The organism is Lachnospiraceae bacterium GAM79 (genome assembly GCA_020735665.1).
Taxonomy (GTDB): Bacteria; Bacillota; Clostridia; order Lachnospirales; family Lachnospiraceae; genus Coprococcus.
The window spans coordinates 1,763,375-1,789,516 of record CP085928.1; the positions used below are offsets into that span (position 1 = coordinate 1,763,375).

Genomic DNA, 26,142 nt, shown 5'->3' on the forward strand with positions numbered 1-26,142 from the left:
ATAATGCGGCAGATATCATTCATATATCTGCCACACCATCATTTTAAAATCTTTATTTATACAACTGCTACTGCTTCGATCTCAATCAGTACGTCTTTTGGAAGTCTTGCAACTTCTACACAGGAACGTGCAGGGAAATCTTTGTTGAAATATTCTTTGTAAATATCGTTGATAATTGAGAACTGGTTCATATCCTTAATAAATACTGTAGTCTTTACAACCTTGTCACAGGATGAACCGGATGCCTCGATCAGATTCTTCAGATTTGAGATTGCCTGTTTTGCCTGAACTGTGATATCTCCTTCTACTAACTGATTCGTTGCAGGATCGATTGGAACCATTCCTGACGTAAATAAAAATCCGTTAGCAACGATTGCCTGTGAATATGGTCCGATTGCCTGCGGTGCTTTCTCTGTGCTGATTATCTTCTTATCCATTTTTATATCCTCCTGAAATCTTATATATTGAATATTTTATCGTGTAATTCTACTTCGCATATTCTATGAATTGTGAAAAATCATCCCTTGTAAGCAAATGCCTACATCTCCATAATGATCTCTCTTGCCAGACTCTCCGGTATGGCTTTTGCGTACTGGTCACCATCAAATACCTCGATCGCGCCGATTCCATGCTGTAAAACGAAACGCAAATGTCCGTCTCTGACCTTCTTATCGGTATACAGCTTCTTAACCAGAGCTTCACGGTCTATATAATCCGGAATCTCCGTTGGAAGATCTGCCTGCTTCAACATGGCAACCATAGCTGCTTCATCCTCTGCTGTACAGTAGCCAAAATGTTCTGCCATCTTCACCTCTGCAACCAGACCGATCGCAACGGCCTCTCCATGCAACAGCTTATAATCACTGACTGTCTCGATGGCTCTTCCAACCGTATGTCCAAGGTTCAAGACCTCACGCAAGCCGCTTTCCCGCTCGTCCTTCATAACGACCTGATATTTGATCTCGCAGTTCTTCTCTGCGATATGTCTGCATACCTCATCCTTTACTGCAAGCACATCTTCGATATGCTCTGACAGATAATCGAAGAATTCCCTGTCTGCAAGGCAGGCATGCTTGATCGTCTCTGCAAGACCTGAAGATAACTGCCGTTGTGGAAGTGTCTTCCATGTTGCGATATCCAGATATACCTTCTGCGGCTGATTAAACAGTCCGATCAGATTGGTTGCAAGCGGTGTATCGACCGCTGTCTTTCCTCCCACAGATGCATCCGCTGCCGCAAGTAATGTCGTTGCATAATTGATAAATGGAATTCCTCTGCCATAGGTTCCGGCTACAAATCCTGCAAGGTCTGTCACCACGCCACCGCCAACGGCGATAATGCAGCAATCTCTCCGATATCCCTTTGCAAGCATGGTATCTTCTACATACTCCTTTGTCGCTCTGGTCTTACTCAGTTCTCCTGCCGGAAAACTGATAAGATCTGTCTTGTATCCTGCTTCTTCAAGCATCTTATAAATCTTGTCCGCATATAGCTCTTTTACATTACTGTCTGTGACTACTACGAATTTGGATATTTTTCCAACCAGACCAGCCTTCAGATCATCGATCAGCTTCTGTTCCAACTCATATCCGATCTCGATCTCATAGCTGTCGTCTACTACTTTTTTTAATTCAACCTTGAAATTACTCATATTCATCCTTTCATTTCCTGGTACTTTCCAGCCATATAACACGCATAGCTGTCTTTTTGTTTCTGCTGAACATTCCTGCTCATTTATGAATCCGTTATTTGATGATAATGTTTTTCTCTGTGATCCGGATCTTACCCTCTTTTAACAAATGTCCGACCGCACGCTTAAATGCATTCTTGCTGAGTCCGAACTCTTTCTCGATCACTTCTTTATCTGCCTTGTCATTAAATGGTAAAGTTCCTCCATAGCTTTCGATGATATTGTATACCATCTCGCTGTCATTGTTGATCTGCTCACGGATCGGCTTCTGTAAACTCAGATTGAGTTTGCCGTCTTCTCTGACATTTGCCACACGGGCTTCTACCGTCTCACCCACATTGATCCGGGAATGGATCTCCTTCATCGGGATCAGGGCTGAATAGCGATTATCAACCGCAACAAATGCTCCAAGATTCTGATTAAATTCAAATACCGTTCCGCTTACCGCATCTCCTGCCTTATATGGGGACTGTGTCTCCAGATAGGCATATACTTTCATGCTGACGCACAAACGCTTGGAACGATCCTCATACATCCGGACCAGATACGACTGACCTTCCCTTACCTTGCTTGTCTGCTCTTTAAAAGGAAGCAGGATATCTTTTTCCAGTCCCCAGTCCATAAATGCACCGATGCCTGTCACATTGACACATTTTAATACTGCTAGTTCTCCCATCGTTATGATCGGATGATTTGTTGTTGCGATCAGACGATCTGCGGAATCACGATAAATAAATACATCTAACTGATCTCCCATTCTTGTTCCCGCAGGTACCTGTTTCTTCGGAAGCAGAACTTCCTCGTCATCGTATTTTTTCTCGGCAAGGTAAATGCCGAAATCTTTCTCTTTTACAACCTCTAAATGGTTCCATTCGCCAATCTTGATCATGCTGTCTGTCTCCCCGTTCTCTTTGTTTTAAATTCTACTATACATCTGGTCTGATCTTCCTCATCTGCAAATACAAACTGTATCAGATCATCTCTTTCTGCTTTCTTTATTACGATACATTCATCTTTTACAAACTGCCGCTTATACTCGCTTCTGATCTGACAGATCATGTCATCCGAATCGATATATTCCAACGCCAGCGCAATATATGCTTCATTATTCATGTGGTTATTCGAATCAATCTGATAAGGCAGAACAACCCTTCTGTCTGTCTCTTCCATGCCTTCGATCAGCCGGATCTTTCTCGGAGCATATTCCATCGGAAGCTTTTCTGCAAGAGGATATGCTTCTCCTACTTCAGGCTCAATTCTTACAGGACGAAGCGTATCAGTATCAATATAACTCCACTGGGAAGCTGCCTGTACAATATTCGCTCCATTCTCATCCCGAATAACTATATTACGATATCCCATGGAACCCTTAAAATCATATGCCCAGGTTCCAACCCTGATCTTCTCCTGTAATACCGGATACCGCTCCACATCGATCTGCCATGAGATCAGAAACCATGCCCGGTTATGGTCCTTCAGATATTCAATTCCAATTCCTGCCTGTTCTGAATCGAAGATCGCACAATCCTGAAAGTAATTTGCTATCGTTGCCGCATTTGCTTCCGGTCTTCCATGCGTTTCGCTGTATCTTACGATCGCATCAAAACTGTACATATGTATTCTCCATTTCCTATTATAATGTCATCTCCACAAGTGTTCCCATTATACAACAGCCGGGCTATTATTTCTACCTGGATTTTCTATTTCCATTGATTTTTATTCTCAATTTTTTCGTGTTCATTGCGTATAAATAACTTTTTGTAATTTTTTTAAAAAAATGCTTGCTTTTTTCAAACTGTTATAATATAATATCATCTGTTGACAGCAATGGGCTATCGCCAAATGGTAAGGCACTGGACTCTGACTCCAGCATTTTCAAGGTTCGAATCCTTGTAGCCCAGCTCTTAAGAACCAGATGTGATCTGGTTCTTTTTCTTTGTGCAAAAATAATACTAAAGGGAAAGGGGAAAGGGACCGCCGTCTTACAGGCAGTCCCTTGTATTTATGAATATTTTTTTGTGAAAAAAACAACAACTTAAATTTCGGATGTCTTAGGAGCTATCTTCTCTCCCTTTCTTATTGTAACAAAATTGTAACATATTTTTAATTTTTGTGCAATGTCTATTTTTACTAATTTATCGGGAATTTATTTTACTTTTATGTATGAATCCTCTAATGCTTTCAAATATATTGTATATTTCATTTTATATTTTCTATTCTGCATCCGGCAGTCCCAAAAGCTGCAATGCATTTTCTCCAAGGATCTTTTTCTTGTCTTCATCTGATAACGGAAGTGCCTGTATGTCCTTTATGGCTCGCTTCTGATCTGTCCACGGACTGTCTGTTCCAAATACGATCCGGTCTGCTCCATGTGCTCTGATCAGTTTCAGGAACATCTCCTCCGATGCCAGCTTCCAACGATGTTCAGCACCCGAAAGCCATGCAATCTCTCCATAAGAAAATGCTGTATCCATATATACATTTCTTCCGCACAGCTTCGCAAGTACCTCGTCCCAGAGATTCCAGCCACCCATATGTGCAAGAACGAGCCGCTCCGGCTGAACCTCATCTAATACCTCACACACCATGTCCGGTGTACAATGTGTTACAGATGGAAGTCCGATATCTACTCCGGCATGAACCACAACGACCAAACCAAGCTCTGTTGCGTAACTGATGATCCGTTTATAACGGATATCATTGAACATGGCATCCTGATAATCCGGATGCAGCTTAATTCCCTTTAATCCGGCAGACTTGATACCATTTAAAATCTCTTTATAGTTATCATTTCCGGGATGGATTCCGCCAAATGACCAGACGCCACTACCCGTAAACTGGGCTGTTACTGTCTTTGCCACGGCATTGATCCGCTCCACCTGATGTGGTGCAGTTACAACAGGAAGGACAACAGAGATATCAACACCGCTTTGCGTCATTGAATGCTGCAAGCCTGCAAGTGTACCATCTGATGCCGGCTTTGTCTTTGATCTACTTACTAACAGTTCAAGTGTCTTTGAAGCTATTTTATCCGGATATGTGTGAGTATGAAAATCTACGATCATCTTTTATTCCTTTTCTTATCTTCTCCCTGCCACCCTATATTTAGGGTAACACCCACGTTTTCATTTGACAATATTAAATTTTTCAGAAAATTATTAATTTCTTTCGCACTTTTCTATATAAAATGCCAAATTATATCGCCTGCCGGTTCCATGTTACACCGCATTTCACCGATATATGTAAATATTAAATCTTTTCTATCGTATTGAAAATCCGATCATTTTAGAGTATCTTAGTTGAGAATAAACTAGAAACAGAAAGGGCTGCTCCGGCAGTTTTATACATTATGGCTGGAAAAACAAAAAAGAAACTGACCGTTACACAGATGCGGTCTGTCATAAAATTCCTGATCGGTGTCAACATCGTCCTGCTCATCACCGTTATCGTTCTGTCCGTCCTGTTGGCGGTCAGCCGGTCAAAAAGCGGCAAGGATGCTGTCTCGATCATAAAACCGGACGGAAAATACACAGTCTGTTTGGATCCGGGACATGGCGGTTCCGACATCGGGGCAACCGGAATTAATAATATTCATGAAAAAGACGGAAACCTGAAGCTTTCCTTAAAGGTTGCAAAACTATTAAAGAAAAACGGAGTAAAAGTTGTCATGACGCGTGATGATGATTCTACCGTTTCTTCCGAAGAACGTGCTACGATTGCAAATGACTGCGACGCTGATCTCTATCTGGCACTCCACAGGAACTACGCAGCAAATCCTGAGGCCTGTGGTGTAGAAGCATGGATCTACAGCTCCGGCTCCGAAAAGAACCATGCGATCGCAGAAACCATCCTGTCCAATCTGGAAAAGGTCGGAATCTCCGATAACCGTGGTGTCCGTACCGGAACACAGTTTGACAGTGACAACGATTACATCGTTATAAAACAGACAAATATGACAAGTCTGATCATCGAGATGGGCTTTATCAGCAACGAAAAAGACGTAGAGCTTTACGATGATAACATGGACGATTACGCCGCCGCGATCGCAAACGGCATAATAGAATGGCTCAACGAATATCAATAAAACAATATGTATATAAAAGCCGGTATGAACGATCTATCAGCCGGTACTATGAAACATCCATAGAGAAGCCGACTGATTTTCATACAATTTTGTGCTATGTCGGAGCTGCAAACGACTTTATCGCAGCGGAGACATATGCATATAAAATTGTATGAAAGAAGGTAGGCAAACGTGATGTTCATAGTACCGGCAGACAGACCGTTCATACCGGCATTTTATCTATTAATTATTTTATTGTTATGGTTGTTACCGATCGAATATCAGAAACAGAACTTCCGATATAGATCGTATAACTTCCTGCTATGACCTTCCACGCATCCGTCTTCTCATCAAAATGACGGAATGCATCGGCTGTCAATTCAAATTCCGCATACTTTGTTTCTCCCGGTGCAAGTGATAACTTGCAGAAGCCCTTCAACTCCTTTACAGGATTCTCCGGACTTACTTCCGTTTCTCCGACATACAGCTCTACCGTCTCTTTTCCGGCAAGCTTTCCGGTATTTGTTACCGGGATCTGTACCTTGAATGTCTGACCATCCGACTCTTTTACCTGCATATCCCCATAGGAAAATGCCGTATAAGATAATCCATGGCCAAATGGGAACTGTACCGGGATCTGATATTTGTCATAATACCGATATCCGACAAATACACCTTCTCTGTATGTCTCCGTCAATTTCGCATTCATTCTTTCATGTTCTTCTTCCGTTAAGGTTCTTCCGGGGAAATCTCCAAAAACCATCGCCGGTATCTGATCAAGAGATTTTGGCATGGTCATCACAAGTTTACCGGATGGATTAACTTCACCAAACAGGATTTCACCGAGTGCTCTGCCACCTTCCATTCCTGCATAACTCATCCATACAATCGACTTTGCATCATCAATCCATGCACTCATATCGACCGGATTTCCCGCCATCATGACAATGACCATATTCGGATTCACTTTTAAAAGTTCCGTGATCAATTCATCCTGATGATATGGAAGCTTCAGATCCGGTCTGTCGTATCCTTCTTCATCTGTATCATGATTTAAACCGCCAACAAAGATCACATCATCATATTCAGAAGCAAGTGCAACCGCCTCTTCACGAAGTGCCTTCTGGATCTTCTTTCCTTCCGGATCATTTCCTTCATAAGCCCCCTGCTCCGATGCCAGTTCATCCAGACTTACCTCCTGCCAGTTCAGTACCTGCTGTCTGTTCTTATCCGGTACATAATAACCTTCTGCATAGGTCACTTCGCAGTTACCGCCAAGCTCCATCTTAATGCCAAGCAGTGGATTGATCTCATAAAGTGCCGCAATCTCCGCACTTCCGCCACCATTTGAATGAAGCTTTGCTGCATTATGTCCGATCACCAGAAGCCGATGTGTCTTCTCAGGTGCAAGCGGCAGTCTCTGTTCTTCATTCTTTAACAGTACAATTGATTCTCTGGCTGTCTCTAACACTGCATCCTGATGTGCTGAAGTATCATAACTTCCTTTCTTCCGGCTCCGGTCACGAACCGCATAGACAGCCGGCTTCTGTTCCGTACAGTCAGCGGATATAGCCGTCTGTTCATTGTCCCCACTTTCGACTTCTACAATATCTATCATCTTGACACGAAGCATGAATCGGAGAATACTCTTTACTTTTTCATCAACTCTTTCCTCTTCGATCTCACCATTTCTTACCGCATTTAACAATGGATCTGCCATGCAGTATTCATCGAAGTTTGCATAGATTGACATCTCTACATCGATCGGGCTTTCTGCTGCGGCCTTTGTATCGTGGATGCCACCCCAATCCGAAACGATCAGGCCGTCATAATTCCATTCTTTCCGCAGTATCTCACCGAGCAGTTCATTATTTTCACAGCAATGAACCCCACGGAACAGATTATAAGCACCCATAATAGATCTTACCTTTGCTTTCTTTACTGCTGCTTCAAATGCAGGCAAGTATATCTCACGGAGCGTTCGTTCATCGATCTCGACATTCACCCAGTTCCGCTCTGTTTCCTGATTATTAACAGCAAAATGTTTCACACAGGCCCCCACATCAGAACTCTCGATCCCTTCGATCACCTGAACCGCCATCTCTGATATCAGATATGGATCTTCACTGAAATACTCAAAATTTCTTCCGCAAAGCGGCGTCCGCATGACATTGACACCCGGCGCAAGTATGATATCCTTGCCACGTCCTCTGGCTTCCTCTCCAAGTACCGTTCCTGATTTTCCTGCCAGTTCCCGGTTCCAGGTTGCGGCGATCGCACTGTTACTCGGACAATATGTAACTCCATCATCATTATGTCCGGCTCTGCCCCAGTTATCATTAAAGAATTCGAACCGCACCCCTGTCGGGCCGTCCGACATCACGATTGGGGGGATTCCAAGTCTTTCTACTGCCCCGGTGCGGAACAGACCCGCACCATGGATCATCTTTATTTTCTCTTCTAATGTCAGTTCATTTACTAACTGATCGATCTTTCTTTCATAATCTTTGTGAAGCATCGTATTTTTCCTTTCTGTCCAGATATTTACAACCCTTATCTGCAAACGATACGGTTGCTGCAGGCTGTAAGAACCGTTGTGCCGGCTTTCACTTCAAGTTTCGTCCCCTGTGCTCCTCTAAATTCTACTTTTTATCCTCTATTCCCTGCTCCACACATAGCAGTATGCCTGTGTTCTCGCTGCAAATTTCGCTTTCTTAAGAAGTTCTCTGACTTCTGCCTTTGTATACCAGCCGGCTTCAATCTCTTCTAATGTAGAGGTACTCTTATGGAACTCTCCCCGTGCCTTTCCAACAACGCAGACATTTGTTTCATTTGAAAAACCAACCGCACTGTAGCTGGTTCCGATGAAATCATCGATCTCATATAATTCCAGCCCTGTCTCCTCACGAAGCTCACGCTTCGCACTCTCCTGCGGTGTCTCACCCGGATCGATCAGACCTGCCGGGAAGTTATATACCCATTCTCCCGGAGCAAGACGGAATTCCTTATCGATCAGTATCTTCTCGCCGGTCTCATCCGTAGCAATGATCACAACTGCATCTGCCATTTTGCCATGCAGTCCTTCAAAATCCGTAATGTCACCATTCCGGCTGATCATCTCATATACCTTCTTCTGATGATCCACTGTCTCATATGTTATATCATAGCGGGTAATAAATTTACCTTCGCATTTCTTTTCTACTTTTTTGAATTGCATTTTCAAATAACACCTTTCAAGTACTAATATTATAAACCGAAGCCGGCATAACAAGATCCATATGATCCGTAACAGAAGCGCTTATGTCTTTCCTTTAAGGAACCTCAACATCAAATCGGAATTTTGTATAAGCAGGATTCAGATAACTCATGGTAAACTCTACAATATTATAATCTGCATCCGCACCCTGATAATCGATCTTATAAATCGCAGTTCCACGTTCCACCTGCAGCAGCTCTGCGAGCCGTTCATTTGCCTCACATATGACCAGCTTCTGTCCAAAATGGCATGGCATATGTCCTTTTGCTTCCATATAATCATATAAAGATACTTTGGCGAAATCAAATTCATCCAGATCATCAAAATATTTTTTCGGTACATATGTATACTCCACTGCAAATGGTATATCACCCTCTGATCGTACCCGGTAAATTCCATATATCATCTCATCATCCGAAATTCCAAGCTTATATCCCAGATATTTACTTCCTGTGATCTCACCGGTCCCGAGAAGGCGGTTTTTTACCTCCATTCCACCCTTACGGAGCGTCGCTGTGATGCCGGTATTTCCTGCTTCATTTGAATTATCCAGATCGATCTTTTTCTTATCTCTTTGTGCAACATACGTTCCGGAACCCGGTTTACAAACCAGATATCCTTCTTCTACAAGCTTACTGATCGCACGTTTTACGGTCATACGGTTCACACCATAGGCTTCCGCCATTTTTCTCTCACTTGGTATTGCTTCACCCGGCAGATATTTTTTTTCATCTATTTTCTTGATAATAGAATCCTGTAATTGAATATATAATGGCATTCTATAATCCATGGAGCACCTCCTCCATCTTTTGCTTAATGACAGGATCTTCTTTTTCAAATGCGACCCATTCTTTATTGATCACCGATTGCAGATATTCCAGAACCTCACCTTTCTCGTCATATGTGATTCCCTCTTTTTTTACAAGAGCAGTCAGCTTGTCAACATTCAAGGCTTTGGCTTCATTTTCATCAGCATATACAATTCCGACTGTTAATTCCTGTTTTTTGGGAATATGATGATATTCCTGAATCAAAATATCAAATAACGAATTATCTTCCAGATCAAACCGCATCAGCTTAGGAGCCTTGCTTTCCGGTATATATGAATATTCTATGGTGATCGGAACAGCCCTGTCTTCTTCTACGACCATACGGATACGGGTAATTTTGAATAACGGAGTTCCTAACGGAAGCTTAATACTTTTATTCAGTTCCTTATCTACTTCCACACGCTCAAACGCCAACAGTCTGCTTCTTGTTTGTGCCCCCATCTTTTCCAGCTTTTCACTGAATGATCGAATTCGGTCAAGATTGGATATCATTCTTCTGTGGGCTATGTAGTTGCCGCTCCGTTCCCTGCATTCTATGATCCCTTCATCCTCTAATAATTTATATGCAGATCTGACGGTAGCTCTCTGTACCCCAAACTGTTCAGCCAGATCCCGTTCAGATGGGAGTTTTTCTCCTTCTTTCAGTTTATTTTTCATAAAGTAAAATTTTAATTCATACGCAATAAACTCATCTTTATTCATCAATTTCATGGCAAACTCCCTCCTGTACTCTATTAAGTATAGCAACTTTTCCAAACGCAAACAAGCAGGAAATGTCAGTTTATAAGACCAAAAACAGACCCGTACATGTGCGGATCTGTCTCTGTATACTTTTTATAACTCTCTTATTTTTTTCCTTAACGGAAGTATCATACCCGGTGCAACTGATAACTCATCAATGTTCATCTGTAAAAACCTTTCTGTCAGACTTAGATCGGCTGCAAGTTCACCGCATATTCCAATCCACTTTCCTTCTGCATGAGCATTCTCTGCTGCCATTTGGATCATAGATAACACCGCCGGATGGTGTGAATCATAGAAGGAATCCAGATTCCGGTTCTGGCGATCAATTGCCAGAGTGTACTGCGTCAGATCATTTGTTCCGACACTAAAGAAATCCACTTCCTTTGCCAACTCTCTGCTGATCATAACCGCAGCCGGAGTCTCAATCATTATACCGGTTTCAATCTGATCGGAAAATGCTATTCCATCTGCACGAAGTCCGGTCTTCACCTCGTCCATTATCTCTTTAATACGACGAACCTCTGATACCGAAATGATCATCGGAAACATGATTGCAATCTGGCCATACGCGGATGCTCTGAAAATAGCTCTAAGCTGGGTCTTAAATAATTCGGGTCTGGTCAGACATATCCTGATCGCACGGAACCCCATTGCCGGATTATCCTCTTTTTCCAGATTAAAATATCCAACCTGTTTATCTGCTCCGATATCCAACGTACGGATGATCACCCTTTTTCCGGCCATCATTTCCGCTACCTGTCTATAAGCTGCAAACTGCTGTTCCTCTGTTGGATAAGTTTCATTTTCCAGATATAAGAATTCGCTTCTGAATAACCCGATACCACCGGCATCATTTCGGAGTGCCGCTCCTACATCTGATACATTGGCAATATTGGCATAAAGGTTAATCTTCTGCCCGGATCTGGTTACATTTTCTTTGCCCTTCAATGTCTCCAGAAGCTCACGCTGTTCCTGTTCGACAGCTTGTTTTTTTCTCATGGCAACAAGGATTTCTTCATCCGGATCAATATAGATCTTTCCTTCCTGACCGTCTACGATTGCAAGTCTTCCGTCATATTTCGGTGTTAATGTATCACCGATTCCTATAACAGCCGGAATATTCATGGTTCTGGCAAGAATCGCTGTATGGGAATTTGCCGAGCCTTCCACTGTAATAAATGCCAGCACCTTATCTTTATCAAGCTGAACAGTCTCGCTTGGTGCCAGATCATCTGCCGCGATGATTACCTGCTCCGTCATTTCAAATGAAGCATTCTGTTTTTTTGCAAACTGGGAAAGGAGCCTGTTCGATACATCCTTTACATCTGCTGCCCTTCCCTGCATATAGGCATCATCCATCGCTTCAAAGATTGCTGCATAATTATCAGATGTGACACCTATTGCATATTCAGCATTTACCTTTTGTGTATTTATAATATTCTCTACAGAATCATTATAATCCGGATCCTCAAGCATTAACTGATGTGCTTCAAAGATCATGGCATTTGCTTCTCCCACATCAGTAAGTGCCTTGTCATATAACTGCTGCAATTCAGAAAGTGCTTTTTCCTTTGCAGTCCGGAAGCGGCGTATTTCCGCCTCCGGATCATCGACATGACGTCGTTTTATCTGGATTTCGTCCCTTTTAAAGAATTGTATCTTCCCGATAGCAACTCCGCCAAATACACTTTTACCCTGTAATATTACCATATTGTCACCTCTTTAAAATCCGATCTTTTTACAGATTTTCCTGAACGAACGCTTTCAGGTTTGCTGCATCTTCTGCCTCGTTTTCACCTTCTACTTTTATCAGGATCTCCTGACCTTTTTTTGCTCCCAGACTCATAACTGCCATAACTCCTTTTGCGTTTACGGTTCTGGATCCAAATGTTACGGATACTGTGCTCTTACATTTTGCAGCAGCCATAACAAACTGTGAAGCCGGTCTGGCATGAAGTCCCTGCTCATCTGTAATTACATATGTGAATTCAACCATAATAACCGCCTGACCTTTTTAATATTCAAACTGACGATAGTAACGTCTGAATTCCAGACTATGTCCTGTATTCTGCTCATAATGAATAGCAAGTCGTTCTGTTAATATCGCGGTAATGATCATCGGAGAGCAGATTACACGGAACTCATCATCGATACCATCCAGAATGTAATCCTTGGTATCAATAATAACAGCTTTCTTTGTATGTTCTTTTACAAATCGTTCTACTCTTTCATCTAATGGTCGATATTCGTCCTCACCTTTTATTACAAATACCGGAACTCTGTCATCAACTAACTCCAATGGTCCATGGAAGAAATCAGCAGATGAAACAGTCTTTGTACGAACCCACTGCATCTCCTCTAAGATACACATTGTAAAGAGATAGGTCTCACCCCAAAGGACACCGGAGCCTGTAAACATTGTATATGGTTCATGTGCATATGTCTTTGCGATCTCGATCGCTCTTGGCTCAAATTTTTCTCTTACCGCAAGGAGATCCTTAAACAGATTTTCCATCTGATCTGCCCATCTGTCATAATGTGGAAATTCTCCTCTGTTCTTTAAGATACGGAGCATTACAAAATAGTATAATAAGTAAGAATGCTCACAGTCACCACATGCATTATAAATCGGGTCTGTCAGCAGATTTGCTAAAGGAGTTGTCTCATCCTTTGTAAATCCATATACATTGATTCCCTGATCCTTACAATATTTTACTGCCTTCAAGATCTCCATAGTATTGCCTGATGCAGAAGAGGTAAATACAAGAGTCTTATCTGTAATATGTTTTTTATTTTTTACCAGAAATTCACCTGCATTTTCAAGATAGATTGGAAGATCTGTATATTTCTTGGCTACTTCTACAACCGGATACCATTCTGCCCATGTTCCACCGATACCAATCATACATACGCTGTCATATTCCTTTGCCGTGATCCGGTCAATCAATGCCTCAACCTCTCCTCTTAATGAGTATGTCTTTGCTCCGTCCTTTAAATATTTCTCTGCGTCAAATTTTTTTAATGCCATAGTTCTTTCCTCCTGTTATTTTTTATTCCCCTATAATAGTTATATAAATTGTTCTATATTGCGGTCCATCATATTCACACAGATATATGTCCTGTGCACTTCCACTTTTCAGCTTTCCATCTATAACCGGGAATACACAATGATTTCCGGTCAGATGGGCTTTTAAATGTCCGGTCGGATTGCCTGCCATCGCACCGTAGGTATCTAACAGCCTTCCATGGGCATATTCTCCATCCTCAGGAACAAGTCTTTCCATCAGATGCCCAATATCATATTCCAGGCACTCCAATCCTTCATTAACTGCAATTCCTGTTGTCGTATGTGCTGTTATAACATATACAACACCATTTCTGATTTTGCTTTTTTCTACAACCTGCCTGATATCATCTGTAATTTTCACCAGACAGTTATATTCTTTTGTCAGCACCTCTATACTGCCATGTGTTACCATCATACCTCCAATCCCAGAAACTCAATCGCGTTCTGTCCAAATATCAGATCCTTGGTAGATTCTCTTATATCCATAGCTTCTATAGCCTTTTTCATTCTCCGCATCTCTAACCGCGGATCATCAGAGCCAAACATGATCTGATGTCTGAAGCTTCGATCGATCCAGTGCGGTCCCATATCCACTTCGAATACCTTGTGATAAAACTCCGGGGCTGTATCAAAATACAGGAATGCTGTATCCGCATAAACATTTCTGTATTTGAGCATCAGCATACAAGTTTCCTGCACCCATGGCCATCCGCAATGTGCAAGACAGATTCGAAGCTTTGGATGTCTGTATGCTGTTTTTTCAAACTCAACCGGCCTCGCATATTTAGATAAGGTATCCGGCTCTACCGACATTCCGCAATGAAACACGATCGGTTTATTATACTTCTCGCATATCTGATATATCGGCTCCATGTATTCGTCTCCCGGATAGAACTTCTGCTTTGACGGATGCAGCTTCAGACCTGCCAGATGATACTCTGCAAATGCTGTTTCAAGTATCTCTGTCGCATCCGGCCTGTGAGGATCTACACTGGCAAATCCGATAAAACGATCCGGATATGTTGCTGTCAATTCCTTTATCTGGTCATTTGTTCCTAGTATGCCTCCATATTCCGTAGTCAGATCCAGTGGAAGCAAAACCGCTTTATCCACTCCGGAACAATCCATCAAGGTTAACAGTGCATCAACCGGGATCTGATCCGTCTTGTATAAGCCATACATCTTTTTTGCAAATTCATTCTGATATTCCGTTTTGCATACCGGCTCTAAAAATGCAGGATGTACATGCATATCAATTACTATTTTTTTCACCTTACTACTACCTCCTTTTTAACCAAGGAAGCCAAAGAATGCTCCTGCTATTCCAAGTACAAGCATGATCAACATAATAAGCAACGGATTAACCTTCTTCTTCAATAACCAGTAAGTAACTCCAAATAGCAACAGCACCGGAAGGCCCGGGACAATGCCATTTAACAGATCCTGAATTGTACTTGCTTCTTCGCCGCTTCCAATCTGCGTTACAAAATTAATCGACGTCATATCCATCGTCATGCCGCCAACTACCATGATACCCATGATAGAGGCTACTTCCATAACTACCTTCATCAAACCGGATTCAACAATCTTTGCCATGGATTCACGACCCATTTTATATCCAAGGAATACTCCAAACCATCTGCAGAGATATGCCGGAATGTTAAAGATCAAAAGGAAGAGAATAGGTCCGAGAATGTTCCCCTGCAAGGCAAGTGAACATCCGATTCCTGTTGCGATTACCTTGATCGTGCCCCAGAACAGAGAATCGCCGATTCCTGCTATAGGTCCCATTAATGCTGTTTTTACTGCGCCAATCGAATCTGTATCAAAATCTGCATCCTGTGCATTTTCCTCTTCCATTGCGGCTGTGATACCCATCTGAAATGTTGCAAGATAATGGCTGGTCTGATATAACGTCAGATGACGCTTCATAGCAGCTGCCAGATCCTTCTTATCCGGATACAGTTTCTTTAAAACCGGATACATGGAAAAACAAAATCCTACATTTCCCATTCGTTCATAATTCCATGTATGTTCATATGTGATCTCTCTTAAAAACACCTTTGTGAGATCTTTTTTCGTAACTACCTTATCGTAGTCTGCATGTATCTTAGAACTCATCAAAATCACCTCCGTTATCTGCGTTTTCAACTACCGGTACTTCCCCCTGTTGCTTGTCTCCGAATATGCCGAATGTTACTCCGATTATCACAATAAGTACGGCAAAAATCGCAACTCCTGTTGTGGATATTCCAAGGTATGATACCAGGAAAAAGCCAAGGAAGAAAAATGGTGCAACCTTGCGATTCATCATCTGCTGTGCAAGCATTGCAAAACCAAGTGCAGGAAGCAGTGCTGCTGTTATATCCATACCGGACTGAACAAATTCAGGTATTTTACCAAGAAGTGCTGTTACTGCATCACTGCCAAAATAAAATGCAAGTGGGATGCAGACAATACCAAAAAGATTCTGAAGATATCCTGCGATCAGATAATCTCTGTTAAATGCCCGTATATTACCTTTTTCAGCATCACGGTCACATTTGTGGATCATAACAAGCATCAACGGCTGGCAGATACCGGTATTTGCCGCAAGCATTACGGTTGCGATCGGAATACCAAGTACTAAAGCTGTTTCCGCTCCGGCTCCTGACTGAATCGCAAGTGAAACACCGAGCACAGTGCCTGCGATCAGATCCGGCGGATTATATGCACCGATCGATACGGCTCCTACAAGTGCAAGTTCCATAGTTGCACCCATAATAATACCGGCCGGAAGGTTTCCCATTACCAGACCTACTAACGGTCCAAGAACGATCGGTCGCTGCAGGCAGCTTGTACCAAGCAGCCATTCTGAATAACCAAGCAGGCCGATCAGAAAAATAAGTATTGTTTTTAATATCATAATCTGTCCCTCCATTCATCCGTTAAAACAGCGATTTGCATTTAATTACTTTATCAGCCGGGATCATCTGAATAAATACATCAACGCCATCATCAACCATCTCTTTTACCAGAGCCAGCTCGGCTGCATCCATATATGCGCTTCTACCATATAATTTTGCATTTTCATGGTATGCAATGTTGCCGATATTTAATGTCTTTTCTCCTGTAGCTTCAATGATTGCTTTGGCTATTTCTACCGTTTCACAGATGATAAATAATTTATATTTATCAGTTACCCCGCTTTTCAATGCCTCTACAGCTTCCGCTGTATTTTTTACTACAACCTTTGTTCCGGATGGTTTCGCCATCTTTAGTGCGTTTAATCTCAGCGGATCATTTTTAACCGTGTCACTTACCAGCAGCAGGCAATCTGCCCCTAATGATGCTGTCCATGACACTGCTACCTGTCCATGTAAGAGACGATAATCAACACGAATTGATTTAATCATATAAACCTTCTCCTTTCTTTTCTGTCAATACACAGATTAAAAATCATCATCATCATACGTTGCATTTACTGTATTACAATAAACCATCATATCTTTAGCCTCTGCAACCGCACTTTCAATTACAGATGCCGTATCCTGATCCTCTGCACTCAACAGGATACCGATCACTGCAGCCAGATTCACACCGGCAACAACATGTATCCTTGGATCAGACAATAATGCGGATGCATTATTATTCACACTTCCGCCTAAAAGATCTGTCATTATCACAATCTCTGCCTCTGAATTCGCTTCAACAATTCTCTTTAATTCCGGAAGCGGATCCGGGCATTCATCTGTATAAGCATTGATACAGGTCAGATTTTCCTGTGTACCTGCCAGCATTTCAATCGTTGTCAACATTCCTTCGGCCATCTTTCCGTGTGTTGCTAAGACATATTTTCTCATCCGTTCTCCTCCCTTCTGCTCCTTTCAAGCTTTTCTTTCATAATCCTGTCATAGTCTTCTGTTTTTGGCGAAACAGCCTGTTCCATCCGGGAAAACAGCGGATGACAAGTAAAATTATTTTTTTCTTTTGTTACATGAGCCGCTATATATTGAAACAATGCAGCTGTATATAACGGTGTGATCTCTGCCGGAAGCCGGCATGGTATCCGAATCTGTCCATTTCGTTTATCGTGAACCTGATCCGTAATCATATAGCAATGTTCCGTGATCAACGATGTTGCTTTATAAATATCATACAGTCGATCAGAGGTTTTACCACAGTCTATAAAGAAAACCGAATAATCCGGAGTTAGCTGCATATCCGGTCCATGTATAAATTCTTCGCTCTCATAATATACCGTCGAGACTTTCAGAGTTTCCTGAAATTTCAACGCTCCCTCTCTGACCGTTGCCAGATTGGCTCCATCGCCGACCAGTATTGCTTTTTCCATACACAAAAGATCCTGATATCGTTTTTGTACCAATTCTTTCGCCTGTATCAGGCAAAGCTCCTGCATTTCACAAGCTTTCCGGATCTGGCTTACTGCAGTTTCATATTCCTGATCACTGATTTCTTTTTTTTGAAAACCTATCTCCAGTATCATAAGCATCAGAAACTCGACCAAAGTAGAATATCCAAGAGTTACATAATCAATCGTTTCATTCCCAACTCCATACTCCACAAGACGATCCGTGTATCTGCTTGCACTGCCATTCTCATTCCCTGTTAACAAAACAAATGGTTGATGCTCTTTATCCAGCTCCTTCATAATTTCAATTATGTTTGTACTGCATCCACTCTGGGATATTAAAATCGTAAACCGGTTCTTTTCTCTCTCCCGGTAAACATCCAGATATTCCACTGTACTTAATACACTGATATCAAATTTACTGTATTTTAAAAGAAATGGTCGAGCTGCATATGCTGCATTCAGGGACGATCCGGATGCGATCAGACATATATCTTCTTTGTCCTGATCCAGATACCAGTCGCATATCTTTTGGGTAAGAGACTTTCTTTTATCAAGATTATCTTTCATGATACGACCGGAAACCTGAATATAATATTCCATATCCTTCTCCATTTTCATCTCCTTTTGTGGTTCTTTTTGTGAACCACTTTGTAAACATAATATACCACCTATCAACTGGTTTTGCAATACCAATTTTATATTTTTTTATACCAATTTGAAAACATGTAAAAAAACAGAGAAACTGGCATACTTGTAGTACCAATTTCTCTGTTTTTTAGATATCACTGTTTTTAAATTACTGATTTCTTTTTTTTATTATCTTATTCGCTCACAACGGTTCGGTTACGTCCGGCTTCCTTCGCCTGATACAGCGAATTATCTGCCCGATTGAACCATGCCTTTGCACTCTCTCCTTTGGAATATTCCGCAACACCACAGCTACAGGTGATTCCACTGTTATTCATGAACTGGAAGTAGTAGCATCGGAATTCTGTTCTTACATCCTCTACTACATTGATAACCTTCGGCAATTCAATATTATTGAACAGTATAACAAATTCCTCTCCACCGTAACGGAATGCAAGACCATAGTCTTTGGATTTCTCCTTTAGCATCTTACAAAGTGCCTTGATAACCACATCACCATTGCTATGTCCGTATGTATCATTTACATTCTTGAAATGATCGATATCAAAAATCGCAATATATGCTTTCTCTCCGGTTTCTTCTGTACGCTGGATTTCTTTCTCCAGGCTCTCCTCAAAGGAACGTCTGTTATATAATCCTGTCAACGGATCTTTACGAAGCTCTGTCATAAGATTCATCTGACGAACTGTGAAGTTACCGATGGATTCCATCAGCTCTTTCGTATGCATATTCAACAAGAAGGTTACCACGCTCAAAACTAAAACCAACCCAAATGAAGCTGTTACATACGCCCCAAAGCTAATCTCCTTCCACTCAAACAGGCTATACAGACGGATATCATTAATGATCAGACTGCAGAATGTCAGAAGCGTCATCACCAGTGTAATATTCTGATTCGCAAATACGGCTGTGATCACGATTGAAACCATAGGCAACAGCGCTAGTACGATCGCATTATAATGCTCAAATGCCGGAACAATAAAGATCACAAACATCATCATGGATACCAGCCAGTCAGCTCCGTTCTCGGTCAGCTTGTTTTTTTTCAAAACATATACGGTTCCGGACAACACCCCTGCATATATGACAAGAGGAATTGCTACATATAACCCCATATACGCTCCTCGCGTCATTCCCAAATCTTTTTTTACCAGACATATGATTACTTCCACAACCATGAACATGATCGCAGCCGACAAAAATACCTTCCACAACAACAACCGCCATTTTTTACTGATATCAACATTTATTGTATCATTATTCATTACGAATTCTCCTTGTACGTTTCCACCAATTTTCTTTTCGCATGAAAGCACCCACATTTTTGATTTTACACTATATAAGCCATATCGTCCACTGTTTTTTGTCAAAAGTACCTAAAAATCGACAGTTTTTGCTTCAATTATTATACATAATGTAAAAATACCTCCTGTACATATCTGCATGAACTGTTTCTTATGTACAAAAGGTATTTTCCCTGACGGTTTTTCACAGATGCTTCTGTAATAAACCATTTATTTAATTTTAATCTTTATAATGCATATCCGACTTCAAATGCCTTCAGGTTCATCTCAACTGTCTTTGGAGGAACCGTTGCTTTGATAACCTCTACCCATTTGTCATGGTCAAAATCCATATGTTTTGCAGCAACACCGATAATGATCGTATTAAATACTTTTGGATTGCCAAGCTTCTTTGCCTCTGCCATCGCATCGATGGAGATCACCTTATGCTTCTCTGACAATGTCTCTAAGATGTGTTCCGGATATTCTGCCTGACCGGTTACAACCGTGATCGGATCGATTCTCTGATCATTTGCAATAATCACGCCGTCCTTCTTCAGGAAATGAGCATAACGCATAGCTTCAAGCTTCTCAAATGCGATCAGAACATCTGCATGACCTTCTTCTACGATCGGTTCCGCAACCTTCTCACCATATCTTACATATGTAACAACACTACCGCCTCTCTGACTCATACCATGAACCTCGGAGAGCTTTACATCATAACCTGCTGCTGTCGTGATACCACCGAGGATACGGCTTGTAAGAAGAGTTCCCTGTCCACCGACACCAACTATCATAATATTCTTTACAGCCATTAGAATTCCTCCTTTTCGATCGCATCAAACTTACAACGCTTCATACACAGTCCGCAACCATTACACATGGTCTCATCGATCTGGATCGTTCCATCCGGCTGCTTGATAACTGCCGGACATCCCGGCTTTAAGCACATACCACACTTCTTACATTTCTCCGGGATAGCTCTGCATACACCTGTTACCTTGGTTGTCTTTAAAAGAACACAAGGAGACTTGGTGATAATAACAGAGATCTCATCCTTTGCAACTTCCTCTTTGATCAGCTTCTTTAAACCGTCAATGTCAAATGCATTGATCTCATGTACACTGTCAATACCGATCGCCTTACACAATTTATAAATGTTGATTGCATATGTAGGTTCACCCTGCAAGGTCTTACCGGTCGCTGCATGATCCTGATGTCCTGTCATACCGGTTGTTGAGTTATCAAGGATGATAACGGTTCCTGTACCCTTGTTGTAAACCATGTTCATCAGAGAGTTTACACCTGTATGCATAAATGTGGAATCACCGATAACCGCAACCCAGTTCTTGATGTAATCTTTTCCTTTTGCTTTTTCCATACCATGTAATGTAGAAATGGAAGATCCCATACATACGGTTGTATCAATTACGCTAAGCGGCGCAACTGCTCCCAGTGTATAGCATCCGATATCTCCTGCTGCATGGATCTTCAGTTCGTTTAATACTGAAAATACACTTCTATGCGGGCATCCCGGACAAAGGATAGGTGGTCTAGGTGCAACCTTTGCAGGTTCTTCCTGCTCAACCTTCTCGCCGAGGATCTTCTCTCTTAACATATTTGCACTGTATTCACCCTGAACGGTCAAAAGCTCCTTACCTACTGCATCGATGCCCCAGGCTCTTACCTGTGTCTCGATATGAGGCTCTAACTCCTCAATAACATACAGCTTATCAACCTTTGCCGCAAAGTCTTCGATCAACTTTCTAGGAAGCGGATTTACCATACCGAGCTTTAATACGGAGGCATTTGGCATTGCTTCCTTTACGTACTGATATGGAATACCGCTGGTGATAACACCAACGCTGGTATCATTCATCTCTACACGATTGATCGGCATATCCTCACCGTCTGCTGCCATGTCCTTTAATCTCTGTTCTACAAATACATGACGAGGGATCGCATTACCCGGCATCATAACCATCTTCTTAATGTCTCTCTCGTATGGCTTGTCTTCTACTTCTACTCTGTCATTTAATTCAACAACGCCCTGTGAATGTGCCAGTCTGGTTGTTGTACGGAGCATGATCGGAGTATCGTACTTCTCGCTGCATTCAAATGCATACTTTGTGAACTCCTTTGCTTCCATACTGTCAGATGGTTCAAACACCGGAATCATCGCTGTCCTTGCTACCAGTCTGGAATCCTGTTCATTCTGTGATGAATACATACCCGGATCATCGGCTGCTACTAAAACCATACCACCCTTTACACCGGTATATGCTGCTGTAAATAATGGATCTGAAGCTACGTTCACACCTACATGCTTCATTGATACGATTGAACGGACACCGGCAAATGATGCTCCGATCGCAACCTCTGTTGCAACTTTTTCATTTGGAGACCATTCTGCATATATCTCAGGATATTTTACAATATTCTCACTGATCTCTGTACTTGGAGTACCCGGATATGCTGCTGATACCTTTACACCGGCCTCATATGCGCCTCTGGCGATCGCTGCATTACCGAGCATTATCTTTTTTTCACCCATTAATTTATCCTTCCTGTCATTTCTTATATTTGCCTTTTGGCAACTCTAATGCTTTATTATACAAGAATTATCAATAAAAGGGAAGTGCTTCTATACGCTTAAAAATAAAAATGTTAGCATATATCAGAGAAAAAACACCTTTTACGGCTTATATTTATTATGAATTTCGAGTATAAACAACCGGCCGTCTGTTAATCGCACTGCCACATCTGTGCTGCCGGTTCACGTTGAGGTATTTTCTCCGTCTTCCGCACCAGTTCAAGGAACTGGCTCCGGTATAACTGGTCGTTGCTTGCCTGAGCCATGTTTCTTTCATCCGTCTGAACCGTGATTCCTGCTTCCGCAAGTTCTTCCACCATCTTATACGTCGCTATTCCTTTATATGCGCTGTCCGTAAGCAGCATTCCATATACCGCAACCGCCGATGCAAAGCTCAGGTCATGAGACATTCCCTTTTGACCGCTTTCTGCCTTTATAACGGCTGTTTCCAGTGTGCTCTTATCTCCATCCGGTTCTTTGTAACGGATATTCACGGTTGCCAGTTCGCCGGAATAATCTGTACTCTGCTTTTTCGATGTATATTTTGTCTCTGCCCCCGGCACGTCAAATTCCGAATCGACCGGAACCACCTCATAGAGTGCAGTCACCACATGACCGGCTCCGATCTCGCCGCCATCCACCGTATCATCTGCAAAATCTTCTGCGGAAAGCGTACGGTTCTCATATCCGATCTGCCGATAACCTTTCACCTGCTCCGGATTGAATTCAATCTGCATTTTGACATCCTTTGCAACCGTATATAAGGTTCCACCCATTTCGTCAACCAGAACCTTCTTTGCTTCATAGACAGAATCCAGATACGAGTAATTACCGTTTCCGTGATCTGCCAATGCTTCTAATTTGTTATCCTTCAGATTATCAGAGCCAAATCCCAGAACGCTCAAGAATATACCGCTGTCCTTCTCCTCAGTGATCAATCCTACCAGATCACTCTCGCTTGTCAGCCCGACATTCAGATCCCCATCCGTCGCAAGGATCACCCGATTATTTCCGTCTTTTATAAACTGCTGCTCTGCGATCTCATATGCCGTGATCAGTCCCGCACTTCCATTTGTGCTGCCGGATGCTTCCAGCGAATCCAGTGCCTCGCATATCGTATAGGCCTCCGAACCTGCCACGCCATTTAGAACAACCGTATCCGAACCCGCATATGTAACAATACTGATCCTGTCGTTCTCATCCAGATTCTCTGCCAGCATTTTAAATGCTTTCTGTGCCAGCGGCAGTTTATTTTCCTCATACATAGAACCGGATGTATCGATCAGGAATACCAGATTGGATGCTTTCTTCTCACTCATATCGATCGCGGCCGTATTCAGTCCTACCATCATCAGCTTTGTATCTTTATTCCATGGACAATCCGCATATTCCGTATATACTGCAAACTTCTTCCCAGCCTCCGGGCCTGATACATAGTCATAATCAAAATAATTGATCATTTCTTCGACCCGGACTGCTCCTGCAGGCGGCAGCATTCCTTCTTCGATATAACTTCTGATATTGCTGTAGGAAGCTGTATCACAGTCTGCCGCAAATGTTGAAAGCGGGAAATCTTTAGCAGACACAAAACGGTGTTCTTCCTGATAGTCATACTCTCTGGTATCATAACCGGATTCTCCATATCCGATTTTTACATATTCAGAATTTGATGCACTGTCCATTACCGAATTACATGTATCGGCAGCCGAAACCACACTATCACAAGCCTCTTCTTCTATACCTTCCGGCACAGCCATATTTTGCTGTGACTGTCCGGTTTCCGCTATATTTTCTTCAAATTCCTCTTTTATGGCTTTCTGTCTGTATCTTTCTGCGATGCTCTCCCGCTCCGTACCTGACCGGCTTTCCGTTCCCTGTCGTTCTCCATGCGTGCCTCCTGTTTCTTTCCAGCTTCCGCAGCCTGCAAGACAGCCCGCCATCATGCAGGAGATCATAACCACACTTACCATCCGTCTGATTTTTCTCATAAAAAATACCCTCCTTATCTTAGTCACTATCCGATATCTGCATAATTTCTGCTCTGATCACCTCCGACGTTATCAATCGTCGAATGTGAAAACGAAATTTTACAGCTATCTGTTCTATTTATGACTAAGATACGGATGGGTATCCTCTTTTTATGGATTTTTTTCTTACAGATCAACTACTGTCTGCTTAAGATCCATGCCTGTTGTTCAGAATCATATCGGAGAAGTGTACCTGTTACTTCTTCCCCTACCGAAAATGTCTCTGCTTCTTCCGGCTGCAATACGATGTCCTGACCGGTTATTAATTCCCCGGATGCATCAGATACCTGCAAGAGTTTTGCGGCATATTTTTGTACCGCATCCGGCTCTGCTGTTACAATCTCTGTGATCTGAAGTGTAACTGCTATATTACTCATTTCCTGCCATGCATCCATATCAGCTGATTCCGGCACCTGAAGATCTGTACATCCCGCATTTTCCTGTGCATCTGTCTGACTCTTTGTATGGCCTGCTTCCGCCTGAACATCGGACGAATCTCCACCGGCTCCATTCATCTGTATAGCTTCTGTTGTATTCTGTGTCGGTCTGTTGGCAGTTTCATTCTGTACTGTCTCCGGTATGGAATCCGCTGTTTCATCCACATAATCTTCCGCCCGATCGGATATATTTGAATTCTCTGCTGCATCCAGCCCATCATTTGAAACATCCGTTGTCCTGCCTGCATTTATTTCTTTCGAATGTCGCTTAGAATCAGACAGCAACGGTGTCGCGATCACTGCGGCCAGAAGAACCGCTGCGATCGCAAGAACCGGAATTACATATTTTACCTTTGAGGTTTTCTTTTGTTTTTCTTCTACATCCTTTGCTTCACGGTCAAGTCCTGCTTCGATCCGATCCCACAGATCCGGTGCTTCTGCATCGATCCGGTTCAGATAAGCTTCTATGAATCTGTCTTCTTCCGTCTGTCTGTTCTTATTCTGTTCATCTCTCACAGCCTGCACCTCCTTAATTTTTGTATTGCCTGATTATAGATCCATGTGATCGTTCCGATCGGTCGCCCTTTCATTTCCGCGATCTCTTTAAATGTAAATCCTCCGACTACCTTCAGATCCAGAATCTCCTGCTCCTCCGGCTTTAGCGTGGCAACTGCCTGCTTCAATGTCAGATTCTCCACTACCTGACTCTCCATCGTCTTTCCTTCGTCTCGCTCCGGCATTTCATCCACCAGCATTTCACGATCGATCTTTCGTATCCGGTCGATCGCCATATTCTTTGCGATCGTCACAAGCCATCTCTTATGACCGGTTCCCTTCTTATAACTGTCTGCGATCCGATAAAGCTTGATGAAGAACTCCGATGTAACATCCTCCGCTTCCTCTCTCTGCCGGATCGTATCATAGACCACCGCAAAGATCAGCTTCAGATATTCGTCATACACTGCCCGAAGGCTCTCCCGGTCTCCCTGTGCGATCGCAGACATATATTTTCCAAATTCTCTGTCTGTCATTTGTCTCTCCCTATAACCGCTATACGTTTTTACCCCTGTTTTTTATGGAATTTTTCCGATTTTCTATTACTGTTCATTTCACTTCAATTTGCTAATATTCTGTCCGGCTTCGTATA

At 42.3% G+C, this 26,142-nt stretch carries 26 protein-coding genes and 1 tRNA gene; 2 read left to right on the forward strand and 25 right to left on the reverse strand.

Annotated elements, in window-relative coordinates; all coding sequences use genetic code 11:
- Positions 1-56: 56 nt before the first annotated feature.
- The 4 genes from LK416_07885 to LK416_07900 form a co-directional block, all read right to left on the reverse strand.
- On the reverse strand, positions 57-437 hold the full coding sequence (locus LK416_07885; protein UEA73617.1) for a RidA family protein: 381 nt from the start codon (positions 435-437) through the stop codon (positions 57-59).
- A gap of 101 nt (positions 438-538) precedes the next feature.
- The gene (aroB, locus tag LK416_07890; protein UEA75885.1) at positions 539-1,651 is read right to left on the reverse strand and encodes a 3-dehydroquinate synthase; all 1,113 of its coding nucleotides are present in this window, start codon (positions 1,649-1,651) and stop codon (positions 539-541) included.
- Positions 1,652-1,745: 94 nt separating this feature from the next.
- Positions 1,746-2,579, reverse strand: a complete 834-nt coding sequence (locus tag LK416_07895; protein ID UEA73618.1) for a S1 RNA-binding domain-containing protein — start codon at positions 2,577-2,579, stop codon at positions 1,746-1,748.
- On the reverse strand, positions 2,576-3,304 hold the full coding sequence (locus LK416_07900; protein ID UEA73619.1) for an acyl-ACP thioesterase: 729 nt from the start codon (positions 3,302-3,304) through the stop codon (positions 2,576-2,578). Before LK416_07900 ends, LK416_07895 begins: the two co-directional genes overlap by 4 nt.
- Positions 3,305-3,518: 214 nt before the next feature.
- Here LK416_07900 and LK416_07905 point away from each other — a divergent pair.
- Positions 3,519-3,591: transfer RNA gene (locus LK416_07905), tRNA-Gln, on the forward strand.
- Between the two features lie 312 nt (positions 3,592-3,903).
- On the opposite strand, the gene LK416_07910 is transcribed toward LK416_07905, so the two are convergent.
- Positions 3,904-4,755 carry an amidohydrolase gene (locus LK416_07910; protein UEA73620.1) on the reverse strand — a complete coding sequence of 284 codons (852 nt, stop codon included), beginning with the start codon at positions 4,753-4,755 and terminating at the stop codon, positions 3,904-3,906.
- A 284-nt stretch (positions 4,756-5,039) separates the two neighbouring features.
- Here LK416_07910 and LK416_07915 point away from each other — a divergent pair, with 284 nt between their 5' ends.
- Positions 5,040-5,774: an N-acetylmuramoyl-L-alanine amidase gene (locus LK416_07915; protein UEA73621.1), complete on the forward strand. Its 735-nt coding sequence runs from the start codon at positions 5,040-5,042 to the stop codon at positions 5,772-5,774.
- Between the two features lie 226 nt (positions 5,775-6,000).
- Here the strand turns inward: LK416_07915 and LK416_07920 are convergent, their stop codons facing one another.
- The 20 genes from LK416_07920 to LK416_08015 form a co-directional block, all read right to left on the reverse strand.
- On the reverse strand, positions 6,001-8,271 hold the full coding sequence (locus LK416_07920; GenBank protein UEA73622.1) for a glycoside hydrolase family 3 C-terminal domain-containing protein: 2,271 nt from the start codon (positions 8,269-8,271) through the stop codon (positions 6,001-6,003).
- 138 nt (positions 8,272-8,409) lie between these two features.
- Positions 8,410-8,970 carry an NUDIX hydrolase gene (locus tag LK416_07925; protein UEA73623.1) on the reverse strand — a complete coding sequence of 187 codons (561 nt, stop codon included), beginning with the start codon at positions 8,968-8,970 and terminating at the stop codon, positions 8,410-8,412.
- 94 nt (positions 8,971-9,064) lie between these two features.
- Positions 9,065-9,799: a GntR family transcriptional regulator gene (locus LK416_07930; GenBank protein UEA73624.1), complete on the reverse strand. Its 735-nt coding sequence runs from the start codon at positions 9,797-9,799 to the stop codon at positions 9,065-9,067.
- The gene (locus LK416_07935) at positions 9,789-10,550 is read right to left on the reverse strand and encodes a GntR family transcriptional regulator (GenBank protein UEA73625.1); all 762 of its coding nucleotides are present in this window, start codon (positions 10,548-10,550) and stop codon (positions 9,789-9,791) included. The genes LK416_07930 and LK416_07935 overlap by 11 nt, the downstream gene beginning before the upstream one ends.
- Positions 10,551-10,673: 123 nt before the next feature.
- Complete coding sequence (gene ptsP, locus LK416_07940; GenBank protein UEA73626.1) at positions 10,674-12,293, reverse strand: phosphoenolpyruvate--protein phosphotransferase; 1,620 nt, start codon at positions 12,291-12,293, stop codon at positions 10,674-10,676.
- 28 nt (positions 12,294-12,321) lie between these two features.
- Positions 12,322-12,579: an HPr family phosphocarrier protein gene (locus LK416_07945; protein UEA73627.1), complete on the reverse strand. Its 258-nt coding sequence runs from the start codon at positions 12,577-12,579 to the stop codon at positions 12,322-12,324.
- Between the two features lie 18 nt (positions 12,580-12,597).
- On the reverse strand, positions 12,598-13,611 hold the full coding sequence (locus tag LK416_07950) for an SIS domain-containing protein (GenBank protein ID UEA73628.1): 1,014 nt from the start codon (positions 13,609-13,611) through the stop codon (positions 12,598-12,600).
- Between the two features lie 22 nt (positions 13,612-13,633).
- Entirely contained in the window at positions 13,634-14,062 is a 429-nt protein-coding gene (locus LK416_07955) for a secondary thiamine-phosphate synthase enzyme YjbQ (protein ID UEA75886.1), read from the reverse strand.
- Entirely contained in the window at positions 14,062-14,913 is an 852-nt protein-coding gene (locus LK416_07960; GenBank protein ID UEA75887.1) for an amidohydrolase family protein, read from the reverse strand. Before LK416_07960 ends, LK416_07955 begins: the two co-directional genes overlap by 1 nt.
- 27 nt (positions 14,914-14,940) lie before the next feature.
- Positions 14,941-15,771: a PTS system mannose/fructose/sorbose family transporter subunit IID gene (locus LK416_07965; GenBank protein ID UEA73629.1), complete on the reverse strand. Its 831-nt coding sequence runs from the start codon at positions 15,769-15,771 to the stop codon at positions 14,941-14,943.
- Positions 15,761-16,555, reverse strand: coding sequence for a PTS sugar transporter subunit IIC (locus LK416_07970; protein UEA73630.1), 795 nt, complete (start codon positions 16,553-16,555; stop codon positions 15,761-15,763). The genes LK416_07965 and LK416_07970 overlap by 11 nt, the downstream gene beginning before the upstream one ends.
- Before the next feature lie 22 nt (positions 16,556-16,577).
- Positions 16,578-17,045 carry a PTS sugar transporter subunit IIB gene (locus LK416_07975; GenBank protein UEA73631.1) on the reverse strand — a complete coding sequence of 156 codons (468 nt, stop codon included), beginning with the start codon at positions 17,043-17,045 and terminating at the stop codon, positions 16,578-16,580.
- A 36-nt stretch (positions 17,046-17,081) separates the two neighbouring features.
- Positions 17,082-17,492 (reverse strand): hypothetical protein, encoded by a 411-nt coding sequence (locus tag LK416_07980; GenBank protein ID UEA73632.1) that lies wholly within the window; start codon positions 17,490-17,492, stop codon positions 17,082-17,084.
- Complete coding sequence (locus tag LK416_07985) at positions 17,489-18,616, reverse strand: SIS domain-containing protein (protein UEA73633.1); 1,128 nt, start codon at positions 18,614-18,616, stop codon at positions 17,489-17,491. The genes LK416_07980 and LK416_07985 overlap by 4 nt, the downstream gene beginning before the upstream one ends.
- 209 nt (positions 18,617-18,825) lie before the next feature.
- A complete protein-coding gene (locus tag LK416_07990) occupies positions 18,826-19,917 on the reverse strand; it encodes a GGDEF domain-containing protein (GenBank protein ID UEA73634.1) in 1,092 nt (363 codons plus the stop codon).
- Between the two features lie 266 nt (positions 19,918-20,183).
- Positions 20,184-20,753, reverse strand: coding sequence for an indolepyruvate oxidoreductase subunit beta (locus LK416_07995; protein UEA73635.1), 570 nt, complete (start codon positions 20,751-20,753; stop codon positions 20,184-20,186).
- Positions 20,753-22,492 (reverse strand): indolepyruvate ferredoxin oxidoreductase subunit alpha, encoded by a 1,740-nt coding sequence (iorA, locus tag LK416_08000; protein ID UEA73636.1) that lies wholly within the window; start codon positions 22,490-22,492, stop codon positions 20,753-20,755. The genes LK416_07995 and iorA overlap by 1 nt, the downstream gene beginning before the upstream one ends.
- 191 nt (positions 22,493-22,683) lie before the next feature.
- The gene (locus LK416_08005; GenBank protein UEA73637.1) at positions 22,684-24,519 is read right to left on the reverse strand and encodes a VWA domain-containing protein; all 1,836 of its coding nucleotides are present in this window, start codon (positions 24,517-24,519) and stop codon (positions 22,684-22,686) included.
- Positions 24,520-24,695: 176 nt separating this feature from the next.
- Positions 24,696-25,511 (reverse strand): hypothetical protein, encoded by an 816-nt coding sequence (locus LK416_08010; protein ID UEA73638.1) that lies wholly within the window; start codon positions 25,509-25,511, stop codon positions 24,696-24,698.
- The gene (locus LK416_08015; protein UEA73639.1) at positions 25,508-26,026 is read right to left on the reverse strand and encodes an RNA polymerase sigma factor; all 519 of its coding nucleotides are present in this window, start codon (positions 26,024-26,026) and stop codon (positions 25,508-25,510) included. The genes LK416_08010 and LK416_08015 overlap by 4 nt, the downstream gene beginning before the upstream one ends.
- Positions 26,027-26,142 lie beyond the last annotated feature (116 nt).

Bases quoted from the DNA above. Each gene is read 5' to 3' on its own strand.
- LK416_07885 (UEA73617.1), bottom strand. From the start codon at position 437: ATGGATAAGAAGATAATCAGCACAGAGAAAGCACCGCAGGCAATCGGA.
- aroB (UEA75885.1), bottom strand. From the start codon at position 1,651: ATGAGTAATTTCAAGGTTGAATTAAAAAAAGTAGTAGACGACAGCTAT.
- LK416_07895 (UEA73618.1), bottom strand. From the start codon at position 2,579: ATGATCAAGATTGGCGAATGGAACCATTTAGAGGTTGTAAAAGAGAAA.
- LK416_07900 (UEA73619.1), bottom strand. From the start codon at position 3,304: ATGTACAGTTTTGATGCGATCGTAAGATACAGCGAAACGCATGGAAGA.
- LK416_07910 (UEA73620.1), bottom strand. From the start codon at position 4,755: ATGATCGTAGATTTTCATACTCACACATATCCGGATAAAATAGCTTCA.
- LK416_07915 (UEA73621.1), top strand. From the start codon at position 5,040: ATGGCTGGAAAAACAAAAAAGAAACTGACCGTTACACAGATGCGGTCT.
- LK416_07920 (UEA73622.1), bottom strand. From the start codon at position 8,271: ATGCTTCACAAAGATTATGAAAGAAAGATCGATCAGTTAGTAAATGAA.
- LK416_07925 (UEA73623.1), bottom strand. From the start codon at position 8,970: ATGCAATTCAAAAAAGTAGAAAAGAAATGCGAAGGTAAATTTATTACC.
- LK416_07930 (UEA73624.1), bottom strand. From the start codon at position 9,799: ATGGATTATAGAATGCCATTATATATTCAATTACAGGATTCTATTATC.
- LK416_07935 (UEA73625.1), bottom strand. From the start codon at position 10,550: ATGAAATTGATGAATAAAGATGAGTTTATTGCGTATGAATTAAAATTT.
- ptsP (UEA73626.1), bottom strand. From the start codon at position 12,293: ATGGTAATATTACAGGGTAAAAGTGTATTTGGCGGAGTTGCTATCGGG.
- LK416_07945 (UEA73627.1), bottom strand. From the start codon at position 12,579: ATGGTTGAATTCACATATGTAATTACAGATGAGCAGGGACTTCATGCC.
- LK416_07950 (UEA73628.1), bottom strand. From the start codon at position 13,611: ATGGCATTAAAAAAATTTGACGCAGAGAAATATTTAAAGGACGGAGCA.
- LK416_07955 (UEA75886.1), bottom strand. From the start codon at position 14,062: ATGGTAACACATGGCAGTATAGAGGTGCTGACAAAAGAATATAACTGT.
- LK416_07965 (UEA73629.1), bottom strand. From the start codon at position 15,771: ATGAGTTCTAAGATACATGCAGACTACGATAAGGTAGTTACGAAAAAA.
- LK416_07970 (UEA73630.1), bottom strand. From the start codon at position 16,555: ATGATATTAAAAACAATACTTATTTTTCTGATCGGCCTGCTTGGTTAT.
- LK416_07975 (UEA73631.1), bottom strand. From the start codon at position 17,045: ATGATTAAATCAATTCGTGTTGATTATCGTCTCTTACATGGACAGGTA.
- LK416_07980 (UEA73632.1), bottom strand. From the start codon at position 17,492: ATGAGAAAATATGTCTTAGCAACACACGGAAAGATGGCCGAAGGAATG.
- LK416_07985 (UEA73633.1), bottom strand. From the start codon at position 18,616: ATGGAGAAGGATATGGAATATTATATTCAGGTTTCCGGTCGTATCATG.
- LK416_07990 (UEA73634.1), bottom strand. From the start codon at position 19,917: ATGAATAATGATACAATAAATGTTGATATCAGTAAAAAATGGCGGTTG.
- LK416_07995 (UEA73635.1), bottom strand. From the start codon at position 20,753: ATGGCTGTAAAGAATATTATGATAGTTGGTGTCGGTGGACAGGGAACT.
- iorA (UEA73636.1), bottom strand. From the start codon at position 22,492: ATGGGTGAAAAAAAGATAATGCTCGGTAATGCAGCGATCGCCAGAGGC.
- LK416_08005 (UEA73637.1), bottom strand. From the start codon at position 24,519: ATGAGAAAAATCAGACGGATGGTAAGTGTGGTTATGATCTCCTGCATG.
- LK416_08015 (UEA73639.1), bottom strand. From the start codon at position 26,026: ATGACAGACAGAGAATTTGGAAAATATATGTCTGCGATCGCACAGGGA.